Annotated in this window: 24 protein-coding genes; 10 read left to right on the plus strand and 14 right to left on the minus strand. The window is 39.6% G+C overall.

The window, feature by feature from the left end; all coding sequences use genetic code 11:
- Positions 1-257: 257 nt before the first annotated feature.
- Positions 258-1,628, minus strand: a complete 1,371-nt coding sequence (locus tag D0469_RS18820) for a glycosyltransferase (protein WP_117328273.1) — start codon at positions 1,626-1,628, stop codon at positions 258-260.
- Positions 1,629-1,912: 284 nt separating this feature from the next.
- Between D0469_RS18820 and D0469_RS18825 the strand changes: the two genes are divergently transcribed.
- Positions 1,913-2,710, plus strand: coding sequence for a glycosyltransferase family 8 protein (locus D0469_RS18825; RefSeq protein ID WP_117328274.1), 798 nt, complete (start codon positions 1,913-1,915; stop codon positions 2,708-2,710).
- A 305-nt stretch (positions 2,711-3,015) separates the two neighbouring features.
- Positions 3,016-3,534, plus strand: coding sequence for a P-loop NTPase family protein (locus tag D0469_RS18830; RefSeq protein ID WP_117328275.1), 519 nt, complete (start codon positions 3,016-3,018; stop codon positions 3,532-3,534).
- Positions 3,535-3,771: 237 nt separating this feature from the next.
- Here D0469_RS18830 and D0469_RS18835 read toward each other — a convergent pair whose 3' ends face one another.
- Positions 3,772-4,791 carry an NAD-dependent epimerase gene (locus D0469_RS18835; RefSeq protein ID WP_117328276.1) on the minus strand — a complete coding sequence of 340 codons (1,020 nt, stop codon included), beginning with the start codon at positions 4,789-4,791 and terminating at the stop codon, positions 3,772-3,774.
- A 427-nt stretch (positions 4,792-5,218) separates the two neighbouring features.
- On the opposite strand from D0469_RS18835, the gene galU reads away from it, so the two are divergent.
- Both galU and D0469_RS18845 read left to right on the plus strand, forming a co-directional pair.
- Complete coding sequence (galU, locus tag D0469_RS18840) at positions 5,219-6,124, plus strand: UTP--glucose-1-phosphate uridylyltransferase GalU (RefSeq protein WP_117328277.1); 906 nt, start codon at positions 5,219-5,221, stop codon at positions 6,122-6,124.
- Position 6,125: 1 nt separating this feature from the next.
- Positions 6,126-7,436, plus strand: a complete 1,311-nt coding sequence (locus tag D0469_RS18845; protein WP_117328278.1) for a UDP-glucose dehydrogenase family protein — start codon at positions 6,126-6,128, stop codon at positions 7,434-7,436.
- A gap of 811 nt (positions 7,437-8,247) precedes the next feature.
- On the opposite strand, the gene D0469_RS18855 is transcribed toward D0469_RS18845, so the two are convergent.
- The 4 genes from D0469_RS18855 to D0469_RS18870 form a co-directional block, all read right to left on the minus strand.
- Positions 8,248-9,246, minus strand: a complete 999-nt coding sequence (locus D0469_RS18855; RefSeq protein ID WP_117328280.1) for an NADPH:quinone oxidoreductase family protein — start codon at positions 9,244-9,246, stop codon at positions 8,248-8,250.
- Positions 9,247-9,274: 28 nt separating this feature from the next.
- Positions 9,275-9,580 (minus strand): iron-sulfur cluster assembly accessory protein, encoded by a 306-nt coding sequence (locus D0469_RS18860; RefSeq protein ID WP_117328281.1) that lies wholly within the window; start codon positions 9,578-9,580, stop codon positions 9,275-9,277.
- 37 nt (positions 9,581-9,617) lie between these two features.
- Positions 9,618-10,268 (minus strand): DsbA family oxidoreductase, encoded by a 651-nt coding sequence (locus D0469_RS18865; RefSeq protein ID WP_117328282.1) that lies wholly within the window; start codon positions 10,266-10,268, stop codon positions 9,618-9,620.
- A 357-nt stretch (positions 10,269-10,625) separates the two neighbouring features.
- Positions 10,626-12,239, minus strand: a complete 1,614-nt coding sequence (locus tag D0469_RS18870) for a long-chain fatty acid--CoA ligase (RefSeq protein ID WP_117328283.1) — start codon at positions 12,237-12,239, stop codon at positions 10,626-10,628.
- Between the two features lie 169 nt (positions 12,240-12,408).
- On the opposite strand from D0469_RS18870, the gene D0469_RS18875 reads away from it, so the two are divergent.
- Positions 12,409-13,272 (plus strand): dimethylarginine dimethylaminohydrolase family protein, encoded by an 864-nt coding sequence (locus D0469_RS18875; RefSeq protein ID WP_117328284.1) that lies wholly within the window; start codon positions 12,409-12,411, stop codon positions 13,270-13,272.
- A 365-nt stretch (positions 13,273-13,637) separates the two neighbouring features.
- Here D0469_RS18875 and D0469_RS18880 read toward each other — a convergent pair whose 3' ends face one another.
- From D0469_RS18880 to D0469_RS18915, 7 genes are all read right to left on the minus strand, one after another.
- The gene (locus D0469_RS18880) at positions 13,638-14,810 is read right to left on the minus strand and encodes a trans-sulfuration enzyme family protein (protein WP_117328285.1); all 1,173 of its coding nucleotides are present in this window, start codon (positions 14,808-14,810) and stop codon (positions 13,638-13,640) included.
- 169 nt (positions 14,811-14,979) lie between these two features.
- Positions 14,980-16,503: a coproporphyrinogen III oxidase gene (locus D0469_RS18885; protein ID WP_117328286.1), complete on the minus strand. Its 1,524-nt coding sequence runs from the start codon at positions 16,501-16,503 to the stop codon at positions 14,980-14,982.
- Between the two features lie 1,143 nt (positions 16,504-17,646).
- Positions 17,647-18,234: a DedA family protein gene (locus D0469_RS18900; RefSeq protein WP_117328288.1), complete on the minus strand. Its 588-nt coding sequence runs from the start codon at positions 18,232-18,234 to the stop codon at positions 17,647-17,649.
- A 218-nt stretch (positions 18,235-18,452) separates the two neighbouring features.
- Complete coding sequence (locus D0469_RS18905; protein ID WP_117328289.1) at positions 18,453-18,698, minus strand: transcriptional regulator SplA domain-containing protein; 246 nt, start codon at positions 18,696-18,698, stop codon at positions 18,453-18,455.
- Positions 18,699-18,777: 79 nt separating this feature from the next.
- Positions 18,778-19,644 carry a Cof-type HAD-IIB family hydrolase gene (locus tag D0469_RS18910; protein WP_117328290.1) on the minus strand — a complete coding sequence of 289 codons (867 nt, stop codon included), beginning with the start codon at positions 19,642-19,644 and terminating at the stop codon, positions 18,778-18,780.
- Positions 19,645-19,671: 27 nt separating this feature from the next.
- On the minus strand, positions 19,672-19,827 hold the full coding sequence (locus D0469_RS21230; RefSeq protein ID WP_158553585.1) for a hypothetical protein: 156 nt from the start codon (positions 19,825-19,827) through the stop codon (positions 19,672-19,674).
- A gap of 59 nt (positions 19,828-19,886) precedes the next feature.
- Positions 19,887-20,243: a YlbF family regulator gene (locus D0469_RS18915; protein ID WP_117328291.1), complete on the minus strand. Its 357-nt coding sequence runs from the start codon at positions 20,241-20,243 to the stop codon at positions 19,887-19,889.
- 152 nt (positions 20,244-20,395) lie between these two features.
- Between D0469_RS18915 and D0469_RS18920 the strand changes: the two genes are divergently transcribed.
- The 5 genes from D0469_RS18920 to D0469_RS18940 all read left to right on the plus strand — a co-directional run bounded on the left by D0469_RS18920 (position 20,396) and on the right by D0469_RS18940 (position 24,034).
- Positions 20,396-20,611 carry a YheE family protein gene (locus D0469_RS18920; protein ID WP_117328292.1) on the plus strand — a complete coding sequence of 72 codons (216 nt, stop codon included), beginning with the start codon at positions 20,396-20,398 and terminating at the stop codon, positions 20,609-20,611.
- 91 nt (positions 20,612-20,702) lie between these two features.
- Positions 20,703-20,888: a hypothetical protein gene (locus D0469_RS18925; RefSeq protein ID WP_117328293.1), complete on the plus strand. Its 186-nt coding sequence runs from the start codon at positions 20,703-20,705 to the stop codon at positions 20,886-20,888.
- Between the two features lie 252 nt (positions 20,889-21,140).
- Positions 21,141-22,031: a PucR family transcriptional regulator gene (locus tag D0469_RS18930; RefSeq protein WP_142919211.1), complete on the plus strand. Its 891-nt coding sequence runs from the start codon at positions 21,141-21,143 to the stop codon at positions 22,029-22,031.
- A gap of 128 nt (positions 22,032-22,159) precedes the next feature.
- Positions 22,160-23,266, plus strand: coding sequence for an ABC transporter ATP-binding protein (locus D0469_RS18935; protein ID WP_117328295.1), 1,107 nt, complete (start codon positions 22,160-22,162; stop codon positions 23,264-23,266).
- 570 nt (positions 23,267-23,836) lie between these two features.
- Entirely contained in the window at positions 23,837-24,034 is a 198-nt protein-coding gene (locus D0469_RS18940) for an alpha/beta-type small acid-soluble spore protein (RefSeq protein ID WP_117328296.1), read from the plus strand.
- Between the two features lie 97 nt (positions 24,035-24,131).
- Here D0469_RS18940 and fumC read toward each other — a convergent pair whose 3' ends face one another.
- Positions 24,132-25,520, minus strand: coding sequence for a class II fumarate hydratase (fumC, locus tag D0469_RS18945; protein WP_117328297.1), 1,389 nt, complete (start codon positions 25,518-25,520; stop codon positions 24,132-24,134).
- Positions 25,521-25,572 lie beyond the last annotated feature (52 nt).

The raw sequence follows: 25,572 nt of genomic DNA on the forward strand, positions 1-25,572 counted from the left end.
ATTATAATTAGAATTTGTTTAAAAACATACATCTGTCAACATGGATATCCTCTTTGCCTGTAAATAAAAACACATGTCAGATTAATTAAAAATATAAACATAAGGTAGAATTTGTCTATCCTAGAAACTTTTCCAGTTTCCGATTCTACGGAAACTAATAGCATTATCTTTAATATGAATAAATGATTTGGGATCAATATATTTATGGTAAAAACTAAAACTCCCTGTAGGCTGCAGGGAGTTTTTTTCTATACAAATTATTTCCATTCCTGATAGGATTGGGGGTCGATATTTTTTACCTGTTTCAAAAACGACGATAATAAACCCAATCTTTTTAAATGTTCCATCAGAATCTCAGGCCTGTCAACCTTTTTTTTAAAATGAGTCACAAGGTCTATTACTTTAAGCTCCCCTTGGTTAGTTACATAGATGTGGTTTAACCTAGCATCCAACCTGGTAAATTTTAATCGCTTCATTTCTTTTAGTAAGAATAGGATTTGATTGGTAATTTTTTCGGTTAAAACTCGATTTGCTTTAAGATATTCGTACAAAGAAGAACCCTCAATGTACTCCATAACGATATAGTTTTCTCCAGCTTCATAAAGTTTTGGAACAACAGGGGAATCTTGTGCAGCTTTTAATACTTCGCTTTCGTTCAGGGCGTTCCTTTTTTTGGGGTAAATTTTTACGCATTTATCCGAAGAAATTTTAAAAACGGCACCCTGCTTCCCCCGTCCAACTAATGGATAGGAGGTTGGATTATGAACAATTTCAACTTTTTCCCCTTTCCTACGGTTAACACTAATAGATTTAAAATCTCCCGCCATTTCAACTCCCTGAATAAGGTCACTAAAATAGGTTTCAATTGTTTCTGAGCTCAAGTATTTCTTTACGTCCTTAATAGGAGAACGCTTTTGTTCACTTTTAATATCTAAGATACCATGCTTTGTCATAAACATTTGTCTATAAAATTCGTATTCTCGATTCCGATATTCGTTATACTCACCATTTGAACGGTCGTTTGTATGAAACAGAAAAATTTCCGGATGCATCGCTACTTTAAGATTTCCTTTATGACTTAAGAAAAAATCCCAATGTTCCCCCAATTTTAGCCTTTCATCCCATATATGGTTTTGTAATTTATCTGTTTTTGCCAAAAAAAAGTTGGCAACATTATCATACAATTCCACCTCACCTTCTTTTCCATACGGCGCAGCTTTTAAAATGAGCTCATTATTTTTTATCTCAAAAACTGCTTGTGAATTTCTTACCCCGTTTGTCTGAATATAACGACCACCAACAATATCTATATCAGAATTTTCAAGAACATCAAGCAAAGATTCAATTTTAGTCTCGTTAATAAAAAAATGATCATCATCAAGCAATAAAAAATATGGAGTTTTCACTTGCTTCACTAGAAAATTACGACCTTTTGACAGGCCTCCATCAAACGGAAGAACATGATACTCTACATCTGTGCGGGGAATCGGAGATTTACTATCATCCGCTACAATAATAGGCAGGCTAGGATAGAATTCCTTTATACTCTTTATGAGCAGATCCAGGCAATGTGGACGTTCAAATGTTTTAATTATGGCGGTAACTTTCTCGCTTACGTTGACTGACATTTTGTCAGCTCCTTTACTTATTACTTTTTCTTTTTATTTACATTATGTAAAATCAGACTTCTTGACATGGATAAATGTTTAAATATTAAAAAAGTGATCTCCGGTCTAGAAGTAATTAGGCATCTTTACCACACTAACCACGCTGTTTTTGAATAGAGTATATAGATAGTCGATTTTATAGGCAAAACGGAGAACACAAAAGTCCCTAGTTAGAAACACTAGAGTCAATAACAGAAATGAAATTCCGAGAAGTTTAAAACATTGAATAAAGAGGTGGGAGAACAGTGAGCACGATTCATGTTGTAACAGCCGTGAATGATGATTTTGCCAAACATCTTGGAGTTATGTTATATTCCATGCTAGAAAATAAGGCATCTACGAATCCTGTCATCATTTATATTATTGATAGTCAAATCTCTAAGAAAAATAAATCCCTCTTAACGGAAATTGTTAAACGATTCGACGCTGAAATCAAATTCTTAACCATTGATCCGACCCTATATGATGGCTACTTCCTTACTCAGCATCTTACTCAGGAAACATATCATCGAATTTCGATTCCAGACCTGCTGGAAAAAGACATTGAAAAAGTCATGTATTTGGACATTGATATGATAATTAAAGAAGACATCACTGAATTATGGGATATCGATATTGATAATTACTTTCTGTCAGCAGTGATAGATGCTTGGCAAGGGGTAAATAAGTTAAGACATTCCGACCTTTCTATTCCGGAAGATTGCGATTACTTTAATGCCGGTGTATTAGTCTTGAATTTAAAAAAATGGAGAGAGCACAACATTACAAACCAAATTATTGAATTTATGAATAAGAACCAGGAAATTATTCGTTATCCCAGCCAAGATCCGATGAATGCTATTCTTCATGATAAATGGCTTCAACTTGACGCAAAATGGAATTATCAGTCAAAACATGTTTATTTCAGTGACCTTCGGTTAGAACCGGCTATTATTCACTACACAGGGAACGATAGTAAACCGTGGTGGAGTTCAAAGCATCCTCTTCGCGATGAATACTTTAAATATAAGAAAAAAATGAAGAAGAAATTAAAGAAAAATTAAAATATCGGACCAATTTGCATACATTTATTTTTATTTCCACACACCTGTCAAATATGCCAAGTGGAAAGTTTAAATTAGCAGCTGAAACATTTAAGCAGAAAAAGATGACTCCGGTATTTGTGATGTGCCGGAGTCATCTTGTTTAGAATCCAATGTTATCATTATATAATTGCCGCTTGCCTTTGAGTGTGGGTACACAGCATACTATAAATTTAAGCCTTAATAAGCGGGCAAAAACAGTATACCCTACGAGAATTTATTCATATGTTATTATAATAAACTGATAAGCAAAGGAGAATTATGATATGTCAAAATTTCCCTTATTTATCATTACAGGTGCTAGTGGTTCGGGCAAATCCTTCGTTATCAAGGAACTACGGAGAATAATGCCAGACTATGTTGTTTTGGATTATGATGGTATTTTACAGTTTTTGAAAGACGACTCTGGCAAGGTAGACAAGCTTCAAATACAAAGCATTTGGCTTCGTGTTGCACGAAATATCGCTGAAAGTGGACGAAAAACTATAATATGCGGATTAATAAAACCTGAAGATATTGAATTATGCAAGGACTTCCGCTTTTTTAAGCACATTTACTACCTGATTTTACATTGTGATGAAAAAACCCGTGAGATACGATTACGTGAAAGAAAAACAGTCAAAGACGAAAAGATTAGGCGTATTAATAAGTTAGCAAAATGGTTTATTGAAATAGCCGATAAATATGAGCCACAAATGCCAATCATTGATACTTCCATAACCGATGTAACGGAAGTAGCTGAGCAAATAAGAGATTGGATTCATGAACAGAACAGGTTACATTGACGAATAATAAAAACCATTCTTATACTAACAGGCTTAAATGATGGGGTCCCAATTAATCAGCGTAATATGAGTAACACGACTTTTTCGTGACACGCTAAAACTTACTCTTATTACAGGAGTTGGGGACATTTTAGGAAGGTAACATATAAGCATAAAAATCACCCCTTAAAACAATGTTGCCCCAACCGGGATTTCAACATCTGCTTTAAGGGGTGCAACTTATCCAAAAGAGAAAAGTTATTTTAATTGGTCCTTTAAATGAAATTTTTTATACCAATCTACAAAATAACCTAAACCTGTTTCTAATGTTGTTGTGGGAGAAAACCCTATATTCTCTTGCAAATCCGTAATATCAGCATAAGTCTCCTTAACGTCACCTGGCTGCATTGGTAAAAATTCCACCTTTGCTTTTTTTCCAATTAACTTCTCTAATATGTGAATAAAAACCATTAACTTTACTGGATTATTGTTGCCAATATTATAAATTTTGTAAGGTGCATTGCTTGAACTTGGTTCAGGGTTTTCTTTGTCCCATTCACTATTTGATTGCGGCGGATTATTAAGTAATCTCAGTATTCCTTCAATAATATCATCAATATAAGTAAAATCTCTGCTCATGTCTCCATAATTAAATACTTTTATTTTATTCCCTTCCATAATATCTCTAGTAAATGAGTAATATGCCATATCTGGCCTTCCCCAAGGGCCATACACTGTAAAGAAACGAAGACCAGTGGTTGGAATATTAAATAAATGACTATAGGTATGAGCCATTAATTCATTAGATTTTTTTGTGGCAGCATAGAGACTAACAGGGTGATCAACGGAATCTGTAGTGGAAAAAGGAACCTTTGAATTTGCTCCATAAACAGAACTTGATGATGCATAAATCAAGTGCTCTACTTGATAGTGCCTGCATGCCTCTAATATATTCATAAATCCAAATAGGTTTGAATGGACATAAGAATGTGGATTGTGAAGACTATAACGAACTCCAGCTTGGGCAGCTAAGTTGATGACAATTTTGATTGCTTTTTCCTCAAATATTGAATTTATAAGGTCTTGGTTTGCCAAGTCTATTTTAAAGAACTTGAAATGATTATGTTTTTCTAATAGCTTTAACCGCTCTTTCTTTAAACGAATATCATAATATTCATTAAGATTATCTACACCGATAACATGATAACCTTGAGCTAACAATCGCTTAGAAAGATGAAATCCAATAAAACCTGCTGCTCCTGTCACTAAAATATTCATTGTTTTCCCCTTCCATTTTTTCTGATCCAGCTTACATTATTTGAAATATCTGATGGCAAATAATTCTTCGTCTCGACATTGTGTACGGGTGCTGTAATCGGATTTAAAATACATTATGCAAAATCGGGAGGAAGGGTTGGACAAATCGGAATGAAACTTTATTAAAAACATGAAATTCCTTTAAAAGTTTGGGCGCGGCTTCCTAAGCTTGCTTATTCATTCCGTTATAATATGGCGCGCTAAAACTATTCCAGCCAAACGCTTAACCTGGCTAAGGAATCTTCATAAGGACCTCAGAAATAGATGCACTTACGTAGGTCTTTACCAATAAGAGATAATATTTGATATTAATATAGGTTTTTATCGTGACCGTTGGCTGTCCCTTTGCATATAAAAAGGATTAGAAAGTCAAGAAAGGAGTCATCATATGAAAATCCGTAAGGCCATAATTCCAGCGGCTGGCCTCGGAACTCGTTTTTTGCCAGCAACAAAAGCTCAACCAAAGGAAATGCTGCCGATTGTTGATAAACCTACCATTCAATATATTGTTGAAGAAGCGGTCGCTTCGGGGATTGAGGAAATTATCATTATTATCGGCAGAGGAAAAAGATCAATAGAGGACCACTTCGATAAATCCTATGAACTCGAAGATACACTTATGAAAAAAAATAAGTTAGAAATATTAAAGGATGTTCAGAAAATATCCAATTTGGTAAACATCGTTTATGTCCGCCAAAAAGAACCAAAGGGGCTAGGAAATGCTATTCTATGTGCGAAGAGCGTTATTGGCGACGAACCTTTTGCAGTTTTGCTGGGAGATGACATCGTTATGTCCGAAACGCCTTGCCTGAAACAAATGATCAGATTATTCGAAAATCATAACAGCCCAGTGGTAGCAGTCCAGCCCGTTCCCTATAACGACGTCAGTAAATATGGAATAATTAAGCCGAAAGAGCCGGTAAACGAAGTGAATTTCTTCCATATTGAATCTTTGGTAGAAAAACCAAGCATAGAAGAAGCCCCTTCAAGATATGCAATTATGGGACGATATGTGTTAACACCTGAGATTTTTGATATTTTAGAAAAGATCCCAGTAGGACAAGGCGATGAATTGCAGCTGACAGATGCGATTAATACGCTGAATAAACAACAAGCTGTTTTAGCCTCTAAATTTGAGGGCAGACGCTATGACATTGGAGATAATATTGGATTTATTAAAGCAACCATCGATTTTGCTTTGGAAAGAGACGATACAAAACAAGAGGTTTTAGCTTATTTACAGGATGTAATTAAGAAATATAAATCACACAATAGTAAAAGAGTGATGGATTGATATGAAAATAGCTGTATTAGGTACAGGCTATGTTGGACTATCGACGGGTGTCTGTTTATCTGAAATCGGACATAATGTCACTTGCATTGATATAAATAAAGAGAAGATTAAACATTTACGTCAAGGGATTTTACCAATCTATGAACCTGGTCTAGAGGCTTTGCTAGCCTCAAATATAACAGCAGGAAGACTTCGATTCACAACGGATCGGAAAGAACTTAAGGACAAAGAAATCATTATCATTGCCGTAGGAACTCCTCAGCGAGAGGACGGAGAAGCTGACTTATCCTATATTGAGCAGGCCGCAAAGGATATATCTGGGTATATCGCCGAAAGTTCAATTATTGTCATTAAGAGTACGGTACCAGTTGGTACAAATGAATATATAAAAAAAACGATTGAGAAAGAATGTGGGTTTTCAATTCAAATCATCTCAAACCCCGAATTTTTAAGACAAGGTTCCGCGATTCACGATACGATGAATGCAGACCGAATTATCATTGGTTATGAAAATAAAGCAGCAGCCATGAAATTACAAGAAATGTACCGTCCGCTTAATTTGCCGATTTTATTGACTAGCATAAGAAGTGCGGAAATGATTAAGTATGCTTCGAACGCTTTTTTGGCGACCAAAATTAGCTTTATTAATGCAATGGCGAACATTTGCGAAGCAGTGGGAGCAAATATTGAAGATGTAGCACAGGGTATGGGGAAAGATAAAAGGATTGGAGAAGCTTTTTTGAAGCCTGGAATTGGTTATGGTGGTTCTTGTTTTCCAAAAGATGTGGAAGTATTGCATCATACTGCTAGCTTATATGGAATAAATTCATCCTTGTTAAAAGAAACAATAGAGATTAACGAGTCTCAAAAAGATCTACTCGTCAAGAAAGCGCTAATCCGTTTTGGGAAATTAAAAGGAAAAAAAATTACGATGCTTGGCCTAGCTTTCAAACCTGATACGGACGATATGAGAGAAGCACCATCCATTAATATTGCGCGATCTTTAACCAGTCTAGGAGCAGAAGTAGTAGCTTATGATCCCGCTGCAATGATAAATGCAAAAGGAATTTTAGGGGATAAGATTCTGTTTGCTAACTCAGTCGACGAAGCGGTATGGAATGCTGACGCCCTATTTATCGTGACAGAATGGCAAGAGTTTCAACAGCTCAATTTACCAACCGTATTGAAAAAAATGAAACATCCAATTATTTTCGACGGAAGAAATTGCTTTAAAGAAGATCGAATAAAAGCTTGTGAGACCATCGAATATTATTCGATAGGGAGACCCGATATGATTGTTGGAATAGCATAAATTGAAGCATGCTAAGAATAGAAATGAGAGAACCTCCATTCCGTAAAGAAGTTCGTTTTGTGGAGAAACACTGTAAAAAGCATAATAATTGGCAGAGGCTGTCCCAAAAGATTACATTGGGACAGCCTCTCTCATGCTTTAAAAGTTATTTAAAAAAAACAATGTAATTTGATATTCTAAAAAGCCAAGGCTTCAAAAAAGAGGCGCCAAATTCGTGTTTGATCCGGATTCAATCTTGTTCCATCAGGAACATCCAATCCATATAGGCAAAGTACAAGAAGGATCTAGAAATAGAGTCTTTATTCAACAGAAGCACCCGGTTATCGAGGTATGTATCAGATCTTTAAGATATCTCGGGCAGCTGGATTTGGAATTCGTGGATATGGTCTTAAGAGAACATGAAAAGCTATGCAATTTTTTCCTGGAAAGTTTGAAAATTTCAAGAAATCAGTTGTGTTATTGCTCCAGCAAATTCATATCCTCAAACTTCAGGAAAAACCGGTCTGTGATTTTCTCAAAAGTGCAGGAATTGATTACGACTCATTCTGAAACAGGCCATATATAGAGAGCGGCAGTTTAATTATGACCTATGGACAATTCGGCAGTCTGATCCAATTATTCGACCTGCTGGCGAATAAGTAATTTCCGTTATTTCGCCCGACTATAGAAGAAAATAAAGAATGATAAAGGATGAGAGAAAGATATACTATCAAAGACTCCGATCTTGCTGAGCTATTGAATCATGAATATGGAATTATAGTGAAAGTAAATTAGCAAACAGCGCGAAGGATACTCCGTTCGCGCTTTTTCTTTATTCCTCTCCGATTTTCACAATCATTCTTCCCTTTGCCTGCCCTTTCAAAATTGTTTCAAGCGCTTTAGGCAGCTCTTCAAAGGCAAGCTCCTTTTGAATATCTTCAAGGAGGCCTTTGGGCTTAAGATCCGTTGCCATCCGTAACCATAATGGTTTACGGATTTCCATTGGGCAATTGACGGAGTCGATTCCCAACAAGTTTACAGCCCGAAGGATGAATGGAAACACAGCTGTAGGCACTGCTGTACCGCCAGTTAAGCCGCTCACAGCGACAGAACCCCCGTAGCTGATTTTGCTTAGGATTGCTGCAAGTGATTCCCCTCCGACCGGGTCTACCGCAGCGGCCCAAATCTGTTTATCAAGAGCTTTTATTTTTCCGCTATATACATCTTCACGTGAGAGAATCTCGTTTGCCCCAATGGAACGCAGATAATCATGTTCCGACTCTTTACCAGTGCTTGCAGCTACCTGGTATCCTCTTTTGGCAAGCATAGCCACAGCAACGCTGCCCACCCCTCCTGTTGCTCCGGTTACCAGAACAGTGCCTTTTTCAGGTGTTAAGCCGGCATTCTCCAGCTGCTGAATCGATAATGCAGCCGTAAACCCCGCTGTACCATAGACCATCGCTTCCTTTAATGTTAATCCTTCTGGAAGCGGAACAATCCAGTCCGCGGGAATGCGGGCATATTCGCTAAATCCCCCAAAGTGGGAGACGCCAATATCATAGCTTGTGGCAATGATTTTATCTCCTTCATTAAAACGAGAGTCTGCAGATGAAACGACCACTCCAGCAAGATCAATACCGGGTACAAAAGGATAGGATCTAACAATGTTTCCGTTTGGTATAGAAGCCAGTCCATCTTTATAATTGATGCTGGAATATACGACCTTAACCACAACTTCACCCTCAGGCAAGTCATTTAGTGATAGGTATTTAATAGCAAGTGAAAAACTATCCTCTGTTTTATCCACTACCAATGCTTTAAATTGCTTCATCCAAGCTTCACCCTCCCGTGAAAACTGATTAATGATGATGATTGTGCCAGCCTTTTGAGCTGTTTGTTATTTCAAAGCCTTCCTGTGGCAGATAGAAATATTTGATCCAGACGCCGTCCAGGAACTCCTCCCGTTTATCGAGCAAAATATCAATGTCTTTGTCCGTTTTTACGATCTCATCATTTTCTGTTGGTGTATCAAGCACTACATCATAGTGGGCATGGTCACCGTGCATCTGGGTAATAATGACGCGGATCATCTTTCCCTCTGCTTCTTCGCCAGCAAGCATTTTCTTTAATTCCTTTGCAGCATTACGGTTGATCTTAACATTCATGTTGATTTCCTCCCATAGGTGTAAATTTACATTTTCTTTAACAAAAACCATCCATACCGCATGACAATCCTTCGGGAAAGTCATCGGTCTTTAGTTTTTTAAGTTCTTCATCAATGATAGCTGCCAATCTTTCTTTGGAAAGAATTCCGGCTGTTTTTGTGTCTCCTATGATAAACGTAGGAACTGCCTGAATTCCAACATCATTATAAGCATGATTAAGCGCCCGTTCGTGGGCTTCCTTATACTTCCTTGTCTCCAATGCGTCCTTGAACTCAGCTCTATCCAAACCAAGTTCTCCAGCAAGCTCTGTTAGTATTGTTATATCACCAATATCCTGTTCTTCCTGGAAGAACGCCCTGAGCATCCGGTCATTATATGCATTCCCTTTACCTTTTTCCTTGGCATATTGAAAGCCTTCAAATGCTAGGTGAGTATATGGCTGCGGTGATACTTTCGGTAATACAATGTCTATGTCCATCCCTTCTGCCATAGGGTAAACAGACTGTTTCCAGGTAGTTTGCAGATAATCCTCTTCTGGACGCAAGGTTTTATTAGGATAAGGCCGTAATTCGAAGGGCATCCATTCAATCTCGACGTCTTTTCCCTTCACCGCCTCTTCCAGGGGCTTTTCTGCCAGAAAACAGAACGGACACACATAATCCGAGTAGATTTTAATCTTTAGTGTCATTGTGCAACCCTTCCATCTTTTTTTGTTGGTTACTTCTCTTATACTCCAATAATAATAGGATGTCTAACAACTTGCCTTATATGAAAAGAAAACGCAATTGCTCAGTTCAGCCCAGGCAGGTGTCCCCATTTTAGCAGCAAAAGGTTGAGACTATATTTAATTCCAGCCTCTTGCGGCATTCACTCCAACAGGTTTGAACGGTGCTGGGGTACAATGCTCACGGGACTTTTTTCCTTCAAAATAAATTACTGACCGCACACTAGCGCATCACATTATGTTGAAGTAGATTAATTTAAAAACAGCACCCCGAAGAGTGCTGTGCACATGAAAACTCAATTATCGGATAATTGATACTCTCTAGGACTTTGCGTAGATCTCTTTCACCTGTTGGCGGAGCTGGCGTTTCAGGAATTTCCCGACAGATGTTTTCGGAATTTCGTTTAAGAAAAGAACATCATCAGGAAGCCACCATCTTGCGAATTGAGGTGTTAAAAAATCTATAATATCATCTTTAGTTACAGAATCTCGGTACTGCTCTTTCAGTACAATACAGGCAACCGGCCTTTCTGCCCACTTTTCGTGCGGGACCGCAATAACCGCTGCTTCAAAGACCGCTTCATGAGCCATTAATGTATTTTCAAGGTCTACTGAGGAAATCCACTCTCCGCCGCTCTTAATTAAATCCTTCGTACGGTCGACGATTTTTACAAACCCCTCCTCATCTATCGTCACGACATCACCGGTATAAAGCCAGCCATCCCTAAATGCCCCATCCGTCCTGTCATCCTTATAATATTCCGAAGCAATCCATGGTCCCCTGATCAGCAGCTCACCCATTTCTTTCCCGTCAGGTTTTACTTCGCCATCCTTACCGACAATCTTGATCTCAATCCCTGGGACGACAACTCCCTGCTTTGCTTTCAGCTCATATTTTTCCTCATCTGAAAGCTCATCCTGATAACTTTTTAAAGATGAGGAAATGACCAGCGGGCTCGTTTCGGTCATTCCATAGGCATGCATGAATGGAATACCATGCTTCTGCTCAAACGTTTTGATCATGCCCTTCGGAGCAGCCGATCCGCCACAAATGACCGCTCGCAGGCTGCTTGTATCATAGGTATTTTCTTCAAGCTCCTTTAAGAGACCCAGCCAAATGGTCGGAACGCCTGCAGAGAGCGTAACTTTATGATTTTCAATTAATTCAGCGAGAATTTTTGGCGTGAAATAAGGGCCTGGAAGCACCTGATCAGTGCCAAACCATACACCTGCAAAAGGAAGTCCCCAGGCATTGACGTGGAACATTGGTACAACCGGCATCGACACGTCCCTTTCAGATAGTGCTGCCATATCTGCGAGTCCAAGCGCCATGCTATGCATTACGATTCCGCGGTGGGAATAGACAACACCCTTTGGATTTCCTGTTGTTGCAGACGTGTAGCACATGCCAGCCGGAGCATTTTCATCCAGGTCAGTAACAAATTCAAATGCTGGATTCCCCTTTGCAATCAGCTCTTCATAGTGAAAAACCGGCGACAAAGTGGTTTCCGGAAGCTCTCCGTCAGTCATGATGATTATGCCCTTTACCGTGGTCAGGTTATCCTTGATCGCTTCCAATAGCGGCACAATATCCGCATCAACCAGCAGCAATTTATCCTCTGCATGGTTAATGATATAAGCAATATGCTGAGGGGACAGTCTAATATTGATCGTATGCAGTACGGCACCTGAACACGGAATCGCAAAGTATGCCTCTAAATGTCTGTGATGGTTCCAAGCAAGAGTGCCCACACGATCTCCTGTTTCAATACCGAATTGCTCAAAGCAGCTGGCCAGTCTCCGGGTCCTTTCTGCTATCTCTTTATAGGTCAGCGTATGTATGCCCCGGTCTGTCCTTGAAATAACCTTCTTTTTTGGAAAATATTTTTCAGCCCGCTCAATCATTTGTGTCATAAGCAATGGAGTATTCATCATAAAAAACCCTCCTTTTGAAAACGTTTTCATATTTTTTACTATAATGATTCGATGCACCTATTAAAAACCCTCTTTGCTTTCTAATTTTTTTAAAAAAAGTAAGTTGTTTGCTTATTTAATTCGGAACAGGGAATAGTATGATTGAAGATTCATCGTTAGGAGGACCAGTATGAGTTCAATTCCCCAAAACGTTACATCCTGTTTCAGTGAATATGACGAACTGAAGCAAGTTATCTTATGCCCGCCGGAATTCATGACAATAAGGGATGTTATTAATGAAACGCAAAAGCATTTTAAACATGAAGGTATCCATATTGAGACTGCACTAAAGCAGCATAATGACTTTGTGGAAACGCTACAGGCACAAGGGGTTGAAACCATCCTCCTGCCTGCGCACAGCAAGTATCCGGAACAGGTTTTCACCCGGGATATCGGCTTTACCATCGGAAATGTCATTTATGTTGCGGATATGGCAGCGCCCATCCGTCAGGGTGAAGAGGGTGAATTGAAAAATTGGCTTGAGAGAAATTCAATCTCTTACTTTAAATTGCTGGAGGATGTAATAGAAGGCGGAGATGTGATCATAGATGGAAATACCGTGTATATAGGGATCAGCAACCGCACCAACGAAGACGCAATCCGCCATCTTCAGAGCCTGCTTGTTGAACATGAAGTGATCCCGATTCCATTTACTGCTACATATCTCCATTTGGATTGCGTTTTCAACATTATATCGCCAACAGAGGCCCTGATCTTTCCGGGAGTAATCAGGAAGGAAGAAGCGGACTTGCTTGCCTCCCGTTACGACTTAATCGAGGTAACAGAAGAGGAGCAATTTACGCTCGGAACCAATGTCCTCTCCATCGGAAACAAGAAGATTATCAGCCTTCCTGTAAATAAGGGCGTGAATAAGCAGCTGAGGGATCGGGGATATGAAGTTATTGAAGTTGATATTACCGAAATCATAAAATCAGGGGGTTCATTCCGCTGCTGTACCCTTCCCATTTTCCGCAAAAGGCCTGATATGGACTAATATTTAAACAGCAAAATCCCAAGTGACAGATTGCTCACTTGGGATTTTACATAATTTTGGATGTTTCTGGAACGTATATTCAGGAACAGTCTATCAAGTTTAATGATAATTTCCGTAAAACTGACTAATATGACTGTAATTTCGCAAGGAGAAGAGTACGGATTCCAAGTAGGTTATGTCAGTATCCATTACATTGTGTACATCGGAAAGTGTCCACAAAATTCATCAGGCCATAGACGTCGATGTATCGTACTTTATTACAGAGCAGACATCACTATAAATAAACAGGTCCCTCACTCTAAAGAGTCCTGCAGGTTTTGTCCTTTGGCCAGGACAACATATTTTCAATGCTAACATAAACTCAGCTAGTTAAGTGCGTAGTCCAAGTCGCCAATTAAATCCTCAGCATCCTCAAGCCCAACCGCAATCCGGATCAAGCCTGGATTTATATGCTGTTTCTTAAGCTCGACAGCATTGTTACCCAAATTCGGCGACCAAATCAGACTTTCAAATGACCCCCATGAGACACCAATTTTAAACAGCTTCATTTTGTTAATTACATCCCTTACTGCTTCGTACGTTCCCTGCTTTAATTGAAAGCTCATTAGACCTGTATACCCTGTCATTTGTTCCTTACTAAGCTGGTAGTCCGGATGGGAAGGCAGTCCTGGATAATTGACCTTTTCAACTGCTGGGTGGGATTCCAGGAAGCTCGCAATCTTTAAGGCATTTTCTTGATGCTCTTTCATCCGGAAGGGAAGCGTCCGCAATCCTCTGATCAGCAGTGAGGCCTCATGCGGTCCCATAACTGCTCCCATCATAATTAATTCCTTGGAAAATACCTGATCGATAATCTCTTTGCTGGCAATTACCGCCCCTCCAAGCAAATCACTATGGCCGCCAAGATATTTTGAAGCGGAATGGACTACCACATCCATTCCCATTGTAAGCGGTTTTTGATAAAGCGGGGTTGCCCATGAATTATCAATAATGGTTCTAATATTCATTGCTTTTGCTAACTTTGCTACTGCTCTCAAATCAATTATGCGGAAATTCATGTCTGTTGGAGACTCGATATAAATGACCCTCGTATTTGCCCGAATCTCCTTTTCGATATCATCAGGACTAGTTGAATAAATTATCGAATGTTCCACCCCAAATTTGTCCATATATTTTAAAAAATCAATTGTGGAAAAATAGATATTGCTTACACAAAGGACATGGTCACCGCTTTTCAGGCTGCTTAGCAAAATGGAGCTTATCGCAGCCATTCCGGAAGAAAAACATCTGCACGCCTCCCCTCTTTCAAGTGCGGCCAGTTTCCTTTCTGCAATCTCAACAGTAGGATTGGCTCCCCTTGAATAAATATAATGTTTGGCTAAATCGTTTTCAGCTTGTGAAATACTCTCGTGTGTTTTATATAAAAAAACATTGTTCTGATAAATGGGGGGGACAACCGAACCTAGATGGCGTTCTCGATCCTCAGCCAGGTGAAAGCAAATTTCTTTATCAAAAGAAAGCGATTCATTATAATTCATGGCAATTTTCCTCCATGCTGCTATTATTTGTACTATTTTTTAATATCCTCCATTCAAAAATATTCCATCCCCCAAAACCAAAAAACCCCCGAAAAGCTCCGGGGGATTCACAACGTTTGTTTATTACTGGTTAGCTTTTCACAAAGATTTTTTGACTAAAAAATTCTTCCTAGCTAGGCATTTTTCGCTTTAAATCCTTATCCTTGGCAAATAATTGTTCCAGGATTTCGATTTTCTGCTTTGTATAGCTTTCAAAATTATCGTTATACGTTTTTGGATCCTTTGGATTAGCGAAATGCGTGATCTTCCCGGTTTCCGGTTCCATAAATTTGCTTGCAGCACCGCAGCCCAAACCGATAATGGATTGCACTTCTTCCATAATCATAATGTTATAAATGCTTTCCTGGCCCGGGACTGAATAACCCACATTTTCAAGATTGCCGAGAATATTTTTTTGGCGATATAAATAATAAGGAGCGTAGCCGTGGCTGGCAGTCCAGCTTTCCGCAGCTTCCATCATACGTTCCACTTCTTCTCTCGGAGCAACCTTATATTTTTGCTTATTTCTCGTCATTTCTGAAGCCCGTTTAAAAGACAAAGTGTGGACCGTCAATGATTCGGGCATCAGCTTTTCTGTTTCATTTAACGTTACATTGAATTCGGGCAGCCCTTCTCCAGGCAGGCCGATGATTAAATCCATATTGATATTGTTCATTCCCTTTTCCCGCGAAAGGTGGAACTTCTCAATTGTTTCCTCCACTGTATGATGGCGGCCGATTGCCTTCAACGTTTCAGGGATATACGATTGAGGATTTACGCTGATGCGGTCAATTTTCCATTTCTTCAAAACGGTCAGCTTTTCAGGTGTAATAGTGTCCGGCCTTCCCGCTTCAACGGTAATCTCGCGTATGTTCTCCACATCGGGAAATGAAGTATACATTTCTTCATAAAGCATATCCATTTCTTCCGCTGTAATGCTCGTAGGAGTTCCTCCGCCATAGTAAACAGTTGTGATCTTTATATTCCTTTCCTTCAGCCAATTGCCGATTTCCCGCATCTCATAATGGAGGCCGCCAAGGAAGGAATTGACTGATCCCTGCCTTCCGTTAATTGCATAGGCCGGGAAAGTGCAATAAGCACATTTAGTAGGGCAAAAAGGAATTCCAATATAAATGCTAACTTCATCCTTAACCGAGTAAAGATCGGGTACAGCGGCCAGCTGGCGTTCCACAATATTTTGCATTAAAGCAATTTTTTCATCGGAGATCATGTAACCTTCTCGCAGCTCGGCATGTGCTTCTTCCTGAGACTTTCCTTCCTGCAGTTTTTTATGAAGCAGCTTAGTTGGCCTTATACCCGTCAAAATCCCCCACTTCTGTACAATGCCCGTTAGCTGCTGCAATACATCAACGAATACATAAGAAACGCACTTTTTTATTTCTTTAAACTGTTCCTTTTCGGAAGCTAGAGGAAGCTCCGTCTTATAGGAAGACTCTGCCTGTTCCAGCTTGATTGTGTGTAGCTTAGCCGAAACGAGAATTGAATCTGTCAGGCTTAGCTGGAAATCTGCCGTTATGTCAGCCTCTGTTAAACCTGTAAGAAAAACCTCGGACTCTTCAAAAAATAAGTTTGCAATATTCTGCAGCGGCCTACCGAAACGCTCATCATCTAGTCCGTTTATAGCTATACGCAAAAAATATCACCCATCTATCATAAAGTATTATCATTCATTTCTATCGTTTTAGTGTACAAAAACATAATCACCCCGGTCAACACTGCTAATAATGGAATTTCAGCTTCGTATAACATTCCCCCTAAAACCTACTCAAAAAACAACAAATAGCTAAATTTAAATAAGATTTCGTCAGATTAAGTGTATATGTAAGTTAATCTTACAATGGTGAATAAAAAAACAGCCCTTCATTTGCGAAGGGCTTCATTAACTGATTGATTTTACATATCTTTGGTATACATCTTCGTTCACTTTGAATGCACGTTTACATTTTTGGCATATGAAATTAAGCCGCAATTTTGAACGCTTCATTAACAAATAAGTCAATATTAAAATTAAACCGGCCGGAATCCCTATTAACGTAATACAAGATATTACACCAAGCCAGAACAGCCGTTTAGATGCGGTCCCTGAACTTTTGACCTTATTTCCTCTGCAATGTGGACATTTAACTACTTGTTGACCCTTCATACTTTATTTCCCCCTATACATTTAAAATGGAAAATCATCCTCTACCACTGGCCTATCTGGTTTACAACATCTTTAATATCATGTTCTCCTCCATACTTTCATGTTTCATCTTCTGGATCCACTCTTAAGTAACAATCCCTGCAGCCATTTCTAGATTATCTTTAAAATCCTTGGCATTCACCAAAAGGAACCGTGTCTTAGAATGCCCTCAATTTGCACTTCAAGCTTAATGTTCAATCATCCACTTCCTCATATAAATCATCGACTTTAACACCTAACAGTTTAGCCAATTTGAAATCCTATAGCCATAGGAATGTAACTTTCACCCGTTTCATAATTACGTAGCTGTTTCGTCGAAATCTCCAGTTTATCTGCTACAAAAGCCTTTTTTAATCCACGATCATTTATCAGTTTCTCTATATTACATTTCATTTTAATCACCCAGGATTAATAATTCTATATCGTGGCCCTAATCCCTTTATAAAAATTTAACTGGCGATAAACTACAAATGTTTATATGATCTACAATCAGCTATTAATAGCAAAGCTGTATCAAACACATAAAAATTGATGATAGATTTACTAAAAAAACCCTGTCTGCAACTTTATACAGACAGGGTTTGACAGGACAAATTAGGCTGTCCGTTTCCGTTTGATGATAATGTAAATGATTAATATACTCAGCACCGCAGCTCCGATAGGCAAAGAATATGGCTTAATTATCTCAGCCATGTCCTTCCATCTTGGGCCCAGTTTATACCCCAGATATACGTATATCGCAGTCATGGGAAGGACGCCAATAAAAGTATAAATACTAAAAGTCCACACATTCATTTTTGCCATGCCGCATGGAAGAGAAATCGCCGTTCTTACTCCCGGGATAAAGCGGCCAAATAATGCAACCCCTGCCCCGTATTTTTCGAAAAAGGATTCGGCAGCATTGATTTCTTTTTCCCTTATCAAAAAATACTTTCCAAACCGTTCAACAAACGGACGCCCTCCATACCTTCCAAGCGCATAAAGTGTCAGCGGGCCAAAGGTGCCTCCGACTGTTCCTGCAAGGATGGCCAGCCACATAATCATATCGCCTTGATACACCCAATAGCCGACCAATGGCAGAACGAGTTCAGCGGGAACAAACTCGAAAGTTAATGCCAACACTACTCCGCCATAGGATAATTGCTTTAAATATTCAATCATTGCTAAAATTAAAGATTCCATTTTTATACTCCTAATTTTTTGTAAGTGATTCAAATGGTTGAGCACTCAAATTATCTTGATGATTGAGAGTGTAGATTTTAATCCGGTCTTCTAATCCTTTTAAATCCTAACAAACACATAATGGGAAATCAAGAAAAGTATCGCGTATATGCTTTCTCAATTTAGGCTGCAAACCAGCAAAATGAAAGCAGTTCCCGTTTTTGCGGGAACTGCCGATCTTAATCTCTACTATTGAACAATTCATTGTAAGCTTTTTCAGCCGCTTCCTGGGATGTGAACAGCGCATCATCGTCTTCGATAACATGAAAGGTTTCATGAATAAACAGGGCCACCGCATTAGGATCTTTTGGATGCTGTACAATTTCAGCAGGCTTAATATCAGCAACTGTCGGAGTATGCGGATTATTATAGATCACAAATACCTCATCGCCCGATTTCGCTTCTCGCGGATCAAGTGTATCCATATTTTTGCCTCCCTCTTTAGTTTTATTATTTGTCCTTTAACAAAATAAAACCCCTGTTAATTCCACAGGGGCTAAAAAATTATTTAAGCATATTTAGTTTTTCCAGGAATTCAATTGGGTGCTGTTTCCTGAAAAATTCTTTTAGCATGTAAGCAACACCCTGCTCATCATTTGTGCGTGTAATCCACTTAGCGGCACGCTTAACGTCTGGTTCCGAATTAGACATTGCCACACCGACTCCGCTGTTCTCTATCATTTCTATATCATCCGGTCCATCGCCGATTGCTACAATTTCTTCCTTCTTCACTCCGAGATGTTCAGCCAGATAAAGAACACCGCTCCATTTGGATACTCCTCTTGGCACGATGGTCAACTTTCGATTCGGCAGCTGAATTGTGGTAACTTCAGGATACAGCTCAGTTAACAGCTGGCAAACTTCACGCTTCTCCTTTTCTGTTTCAAAAACAGCATCAATTTTAGGAGGAGAAACCGGATTATCCTCTAAGGCCTCACTCACCGTATTTACGTACTGGTTTGAGTAAAAACTTCCTTCATTCATGTACATAACCGCCTTGCCGAGAATGTTTTCCGGCAGATTGACACGATTGCCAACCATGAATTTTTCATGGATAACTTTGATTTGGCAATTCGCCTTTTCGAGGAATTGTACGATTTCCAGCGTATGCTCCTCGGAAATTCTTTTGATGAATAGCGGTTTTTTCGCCGGAGAGCCTACATAAGCGCCCTGATGAGCTACAATCATCGGATTAATCTTTAATGCCTTCGCCACTTTTTTTGCAGAGAGAAAGTTTCTGGAGGTGACTAATGCAATGTGAACCCCTTTTTGGTGAACAAATTCCATTGCTTCTTTTGTAGATTTATTTAATCGGCCATTAGACTGGAGCAATGTCCCGTCAATATTGACCGCCAACAGACGAAATACCATGGTGATCTCCCCTTCTATAATGTCCTGTTAAATATTTATGTACAAAGGAAAGAACATAGAACTCATGATATCAAGCCTGTTTTTTGCAATCGCTTTCATAATTGCAGCTTGAATGATTATAACTCCCAGGTTAAGCTGAACAAAATAAAGCTGGCAATCATATTCCGCCGACGATTCCAGCACGAAGAAACCCTGCCACATTTTATGGACAGGGTTAATTATTATTGCAAAATATAATGGTGTTACTGCTGGCCAGGTACGCCGTATAAATCCTCAAGCGGCTTCATGATAATTCTATTAAGGTCAGCTATAACCATACTCATCCGCTGTTCTGCTTCCATAAGCCTGGAGATGCTTTGATGCTGCTGGACAAGTGCAACGGTTTTCTGTGCCTGTTCTACTTCTTCAGGTGTAATCTCCTGGCCCATCATTTGTTTCTGCTGCAGCTTCATTTGAATATCACGGAAATTTTCGAACATCACCCTTGCTGATGCATCTGCATTTACTTCATCATATAACTTTCTTAACTGTGTATATTCTGCACTTGATCGGATTACTTTCTCCATTTGATAAGCGACATCATACAAATTTGAACTCATCTTTATACCTCCTAAATTTACACTTTTCTATCTTATCCACTATATCAAACCAACAATCAAAATACACACGCAATCAAATTATTGGTATGATAAAAGATATGCCAGACTCTATCTGCAGTTCAAAAAAGAATCCGAAAGGAAGAACTTCAACGATGCTAACTCACTTCCAGTGGAAAAATCTTTATAGTGACAAAGGCTTGCCGGGGTGGAATGTTTCTTTTTATTATCAGAAGCAGCTGTACAGGGCCATTTATCACCCAAATGGAACAATTGAATGGACAGGGAATAAGCCTCTATATGAAGAAGAGGAATCACTGAAAGGCTCCATACATGAACTTATGCTGTATCATGTTTATGATGACAAATAATTTTCAATCATTTGTCAAATCTTCTATCGTATGAATCACTCCCTCCTTTGCCCACACTATAAGGAAAAGGTGTGAAGGAGGTAAGATTGCTTTGAAGGATCCCAATGGGAGCGAAACTCGCCAAAATTACCAAAGTAAAGAGACAGTAGAGGCAAACCGTGCGCTTAATGATGCATTTGCAGGCGAGAGCAGTAAATATGCCAACGAAAATGTTGAAAATAACGATGATATTAATGAATTGCCGGTCAGAGCTCCCCAGATGCCACCGGTGGATTAATAATGGCTTCAGTTTAGTTAATTTAACGGCCATTAAGCAAGCCCAAGTACACTTATCAGCGGCAGATATGCTCATAATAATATGGTCAAACAATTATATTCCTTTTCTTTTCGACCTTGTCTGTTCAAGTTGGGCCACAGACAGGGTTTTTTACTTGCAGTTTTATGGTTTTCCCAGGCCCAATCGATTATTTTCCGACAAATTAAATAACTGGTATAATGGAACCAAAAAAGCAGAAAAGGTTTGTTGGATATGTTTGCAAAATTAAGACATAAGTACCCAGGTGCCATTTCCGGCAGATCAGAAACGGTCCGTGGAACAGAATATCTTTGGATTCAGGATGACAGCGGACAAATACTCGGGATACCGTCAAAACAAATTACCAAAGAAGAAGCCGGGCTATTGCTAACCCTTTTCACCGTTCCAACTGAAGCAAATTTCAACCTGTCGCATTCACAACGATTGTGGCATGCTTATTTGCATGATGAGGCCTGCTTGCCGGTTACCTCCTGGCAAATGATCCGCTTTATTCATCTCCATTTGTCCAATGACGACTTTTCCCTCTCCGATTTCGAAGAAGCAATTACTTCACTGGTATCAGATGATTCGATTTTAGTTTGGACGGATTCGATGCGGGGTGTACTGATTCAGCATTTATCCGAGGATTCACTCGGGACCAGCGAATTATTTCAGTTGCTTGACACGCTGGAAAGCGATTTTTATGTAAGGCTGCGGCTTTTTTCCGGGACTTCTCACTACGTTGAAAACAGCCTGAGGCAGCATTTTGATTATGAGAGAGAAATTTTTGAAACATGTGCCGGAAAACTTCCATCAGCAAAAATTTTGGATCTGCCCCGGGCTTTTCCATATATGCTGTCTATGGGTATTCCAGAAAATATTAAGGTATGGTACATCAATGTCCTAATCGGACGGGTACTGGATGATGATGAATTGATCAGCACCGTAAAGACCTATATTGAATGTGGTTCAAATGCAAGCCATGCTGCCAAGCAGTTATATATTCACCGCAATAGCCTTCAATACCGAATCGATAAGTTCACTGAGCGAACTGGCCTTGATATTCGGTCTTTCGATCACGCGCTTACTGCCTATTTGCTTATCCTCATTTCATCTGCGGTATAGATGCTGTCACTTTGCATAAATCCTTATAGGATTTTTTGTGCAAGGTGTCCATTTGAATTAAAATGCGGCTCCCGTAAAATAAGATTATCAAAATTAAATCTTATCCTTATCTTTGGGAGGCAAACATAATGGCTGAATTAGTTCTGGACCACATTTACAAATTATATGACAACAAAGTAACAGCAGTAGATGATTTTAACCTTCATATTGAAGATAAAGAATTTATCGTATTCGTTGGTCCATCAGGCTGCGGAAAATCAACAACACTTCGAATGATCGCTGGCTTGGAAGAAATCTCTAAGGGTGATTTTTACATTGACGGCAAGCGTGTCAACGATGTACCACCTAAGGACCGGGATATCGCCATGGTATTCCAGAACTATGCGCTTTATCCCCATATGACCGTCTACGACAACATGGCATTTGGGCTAAAGCTTAGAAAAATGCCGAAGGACGAAATTAAACGCCGTGTTAATGAGGCTGCTATAATCCTTGGCCTTGAATCCTATCTTGACCGGAAGCCTAAGGCATTATCAGGCGGCCAGCGTCAGCGTGTTGCCCTTGGCCGTGCTATCGTGCGTGACGCAAAAGTGTTCTTGATGGATGAGCCTTTATCTAATCTGGATGCCAAACTTCGCGTGCAGATGCGCGCAGAAATCGCCAAGCTTCATAAACGTCTTGGAACAACAACTATTTATGTAACACATGACCAGACTGAGGCCATGACCATGGCAACAAGGCTAGTAGTAATGAAGGATGGAATTATACAGCAGGTCGGTACACCCAAAGAAGTTTATGAAAAGCCGGAAAATATTTTCGTTGGCGGCTTTATTGGTTCACCAGCAATGAATTTCCTTACTGGAACACTTGCGGATGGCAAGTTTAAAGTTGGCGAACAATCCATCTCCGTACCGGAAGAAAAAATGAAAGTATTGCGTGACCAAGGATACGTCGGCAAAGAAGTTATTCTCGGCATTCGCCCTGAAGACTTCCATGATGAACCTGTTTTCATTGAATCCTCATCCGATACAATCATTAAAGCACATATCGAAGTTGCGGAGCTTATGGGAGCCGAATTTATGCTGTATTCCACAATCGGCGGACAAGATTTCGTGGCACGCGTTGATTCTCGTACAGCTGTTAAACCTGGTGATATCATTCAACTTGCTCTTGGAATGAATAATGCACACTTCTTTGATAAAGACACTGAACTGCGTATCCGTGGAGTAAAATAAAAAAAAAAAACGCAATCCCTTTATCAGCCCGAGAGGAGATAAAAGAGACCCGGAAGGCGCTTTTTGCCTTCCAAGGGCTTTTATCTTTTCCACAGTGGGCTAGGCGCTGGAAATCTCTAATTAAAAAGTTATATTTCATATATCTTATTACAAAGAACTATCCGAAACAGGATAGTTCTTATTTAGTTGTCCAACCGAAATTCAGCTTCAAGTGCATACATTCTATTACCCACCCAAACCTTCTGACTCTTCCTGCCTATAAATATGGTTAATTAATTTTACATAAGCCGATTTTTATTCAAGATCAAATCGGTTCCTTCTATCTTCTTTGCCGAAAGCAGAATTGTGCGGAATCATTGACTAAAAGGCGAATATAAAAACCGCAAATAATAAAACACCTTCGCATAAATACAGGCACGCTGCAGAATAATAAGCTTAATAATATATTGGGTTAGGGCTGGTGGCAGCAAAATGATCCTTTTTGCCAATGGTTCGATTCCATTCTAACCCGCCAATTAGGGATCCAAATAACCGATCATGCCAATAGAACATCAAAGGAGGAATATTTTAATGGCTAGGAGAAACCAATTATTAGTTCCTGGGGTTCAACAAGCTCTTGATCAATTGAAATATGAAATCGCTTCTGAGTTTGGTGTAACCCTCGGTGCAGAACAAACAGCTCGTGCTAACGGCTCTGTTGGAGGAGAAATTACTAAACGTCTTGTTCAAATGGCTCAACAGCAAATGGTCGGATTTGGACAGCAATAACAAATCAAGACATCGCCAATGGTATAAATAGTATAATGGCTATGCCCCCTCCTATAAAAGAGGGGGCTTTATTAATTACGTATTTCCTTTTCACTATTTACTTATCGCTGTAAACCATTTTTGCCGGGTCGAGCCATGAGTCAAACTGTTCTTCTGTCACATATCCCAAGGATAATGCTGCCTCTTTTAAGGTTGTATTATCGCGGTGCGCTTTTTTTGCTATTTCCGCCGCTTTTTCATACCCGATATAGGGATTAAGAGCTGTAACAAGCATTAAAGACCGTTGCATATTTTCCTGGATCTTTATTTCATTAGCCTGCAAACCTTTAATGCAGTGTTCATCAAATGAGTGTATGCCATCAGTCAGAAGCTCAATTGTTTGCAGGAAATTATAAATGATAACCGGCTTAAATACATTCAATTCAAAATTCCCCTGACTTGCTGCAAAGGAGATGGTTGTATCATTTCCAAAAACTTGAGCTGTGACCATGGTTAAGGCTTCGCTTTGGGTTGGATTTACTTTTCCAGGCATTATGGAGCTGCCGGGTTCATTTGCTGGAATCATCAGTTCGCCAATGCCGCTTCTCGGGCCACTTGCAAGCCATCTTACATCATTGGCAATCTTCATTAAATCAGCAGCCAATGCTTTTAACGCACCGTGAACATGAACAATTTCATCATGGCTGGTTAAAGCCTGAAATGTATTGGAGGAAGTCTGAAAATCATATCCAGTCTCTGCACGAATATAGTCCACTACTTTTTTGCCAAAGTCACGATGGGCATTGATTCCGGTTCCGACCGCAGTGCCGCCAATCGCCAGCTCCAAAAGATACTGGCTGCTTTCTTGGATCATCTTCATATTTTTATCAAGCATGGCCCTCCAACCGCTTATCTCCTGGCCGAGGGTCAATGGGGTAGCATCCTGCAAATGGGTCCGCCCAATCTTGATTAAATCCCCATACTGCTCTTCCTTTTCCTTCAAACTGTCCCGGAGTTGAGTAAGTACAGGCATTAGCTTCATCTGTACTGCCTGATATGCTGCAATATGCATAGCGGTTGGAAAAGAATCGTTCGAGCTTTGGGATTTATTCACATCATCATTGGGATGAAGCCTCTCACTGCTGCCTTTCTCCTCAAGCCACTGGTTGCCTTTGTTTCCGATTACCTCATTTACATTCATATTTGACTGTGTACCGCTCCCGGTTTGCCAAACCGCCAAAGGAAAATGGCTATCCAGCAAGCCATCTGATATTTCTTCACAAACTGTCACAATGGCCTGCTGTTTTATTTCCGATAATGTTCCTAGTTCACAATTGATTTTTGCTGCTGCCTTTTTTAAAATGGCGTAGGCGTAAATGAGCTCTAAAGGCATCTTTTCTTTTCCAATTCTAAAATTCATCCTGCTTCTTTCAGTCTGCGGTCCCCAAAGCTTGTCATGTGGCACTCGGACCTCACCCATTGTATCCTTCTCAATTCTGTAATCCATTTTTTCTCCTCCCTCTATAAATGTTGATTTATCAACGGTTTGACCCGTTGGT

Source organism: Peribacillus saganii, assembly GCF_003429095.1.
Lineage (GTDB): Bacteria > Bacillota > Bacilli > Bacillales > DSM-1321 > Peribacillus > Peribacillus saganii.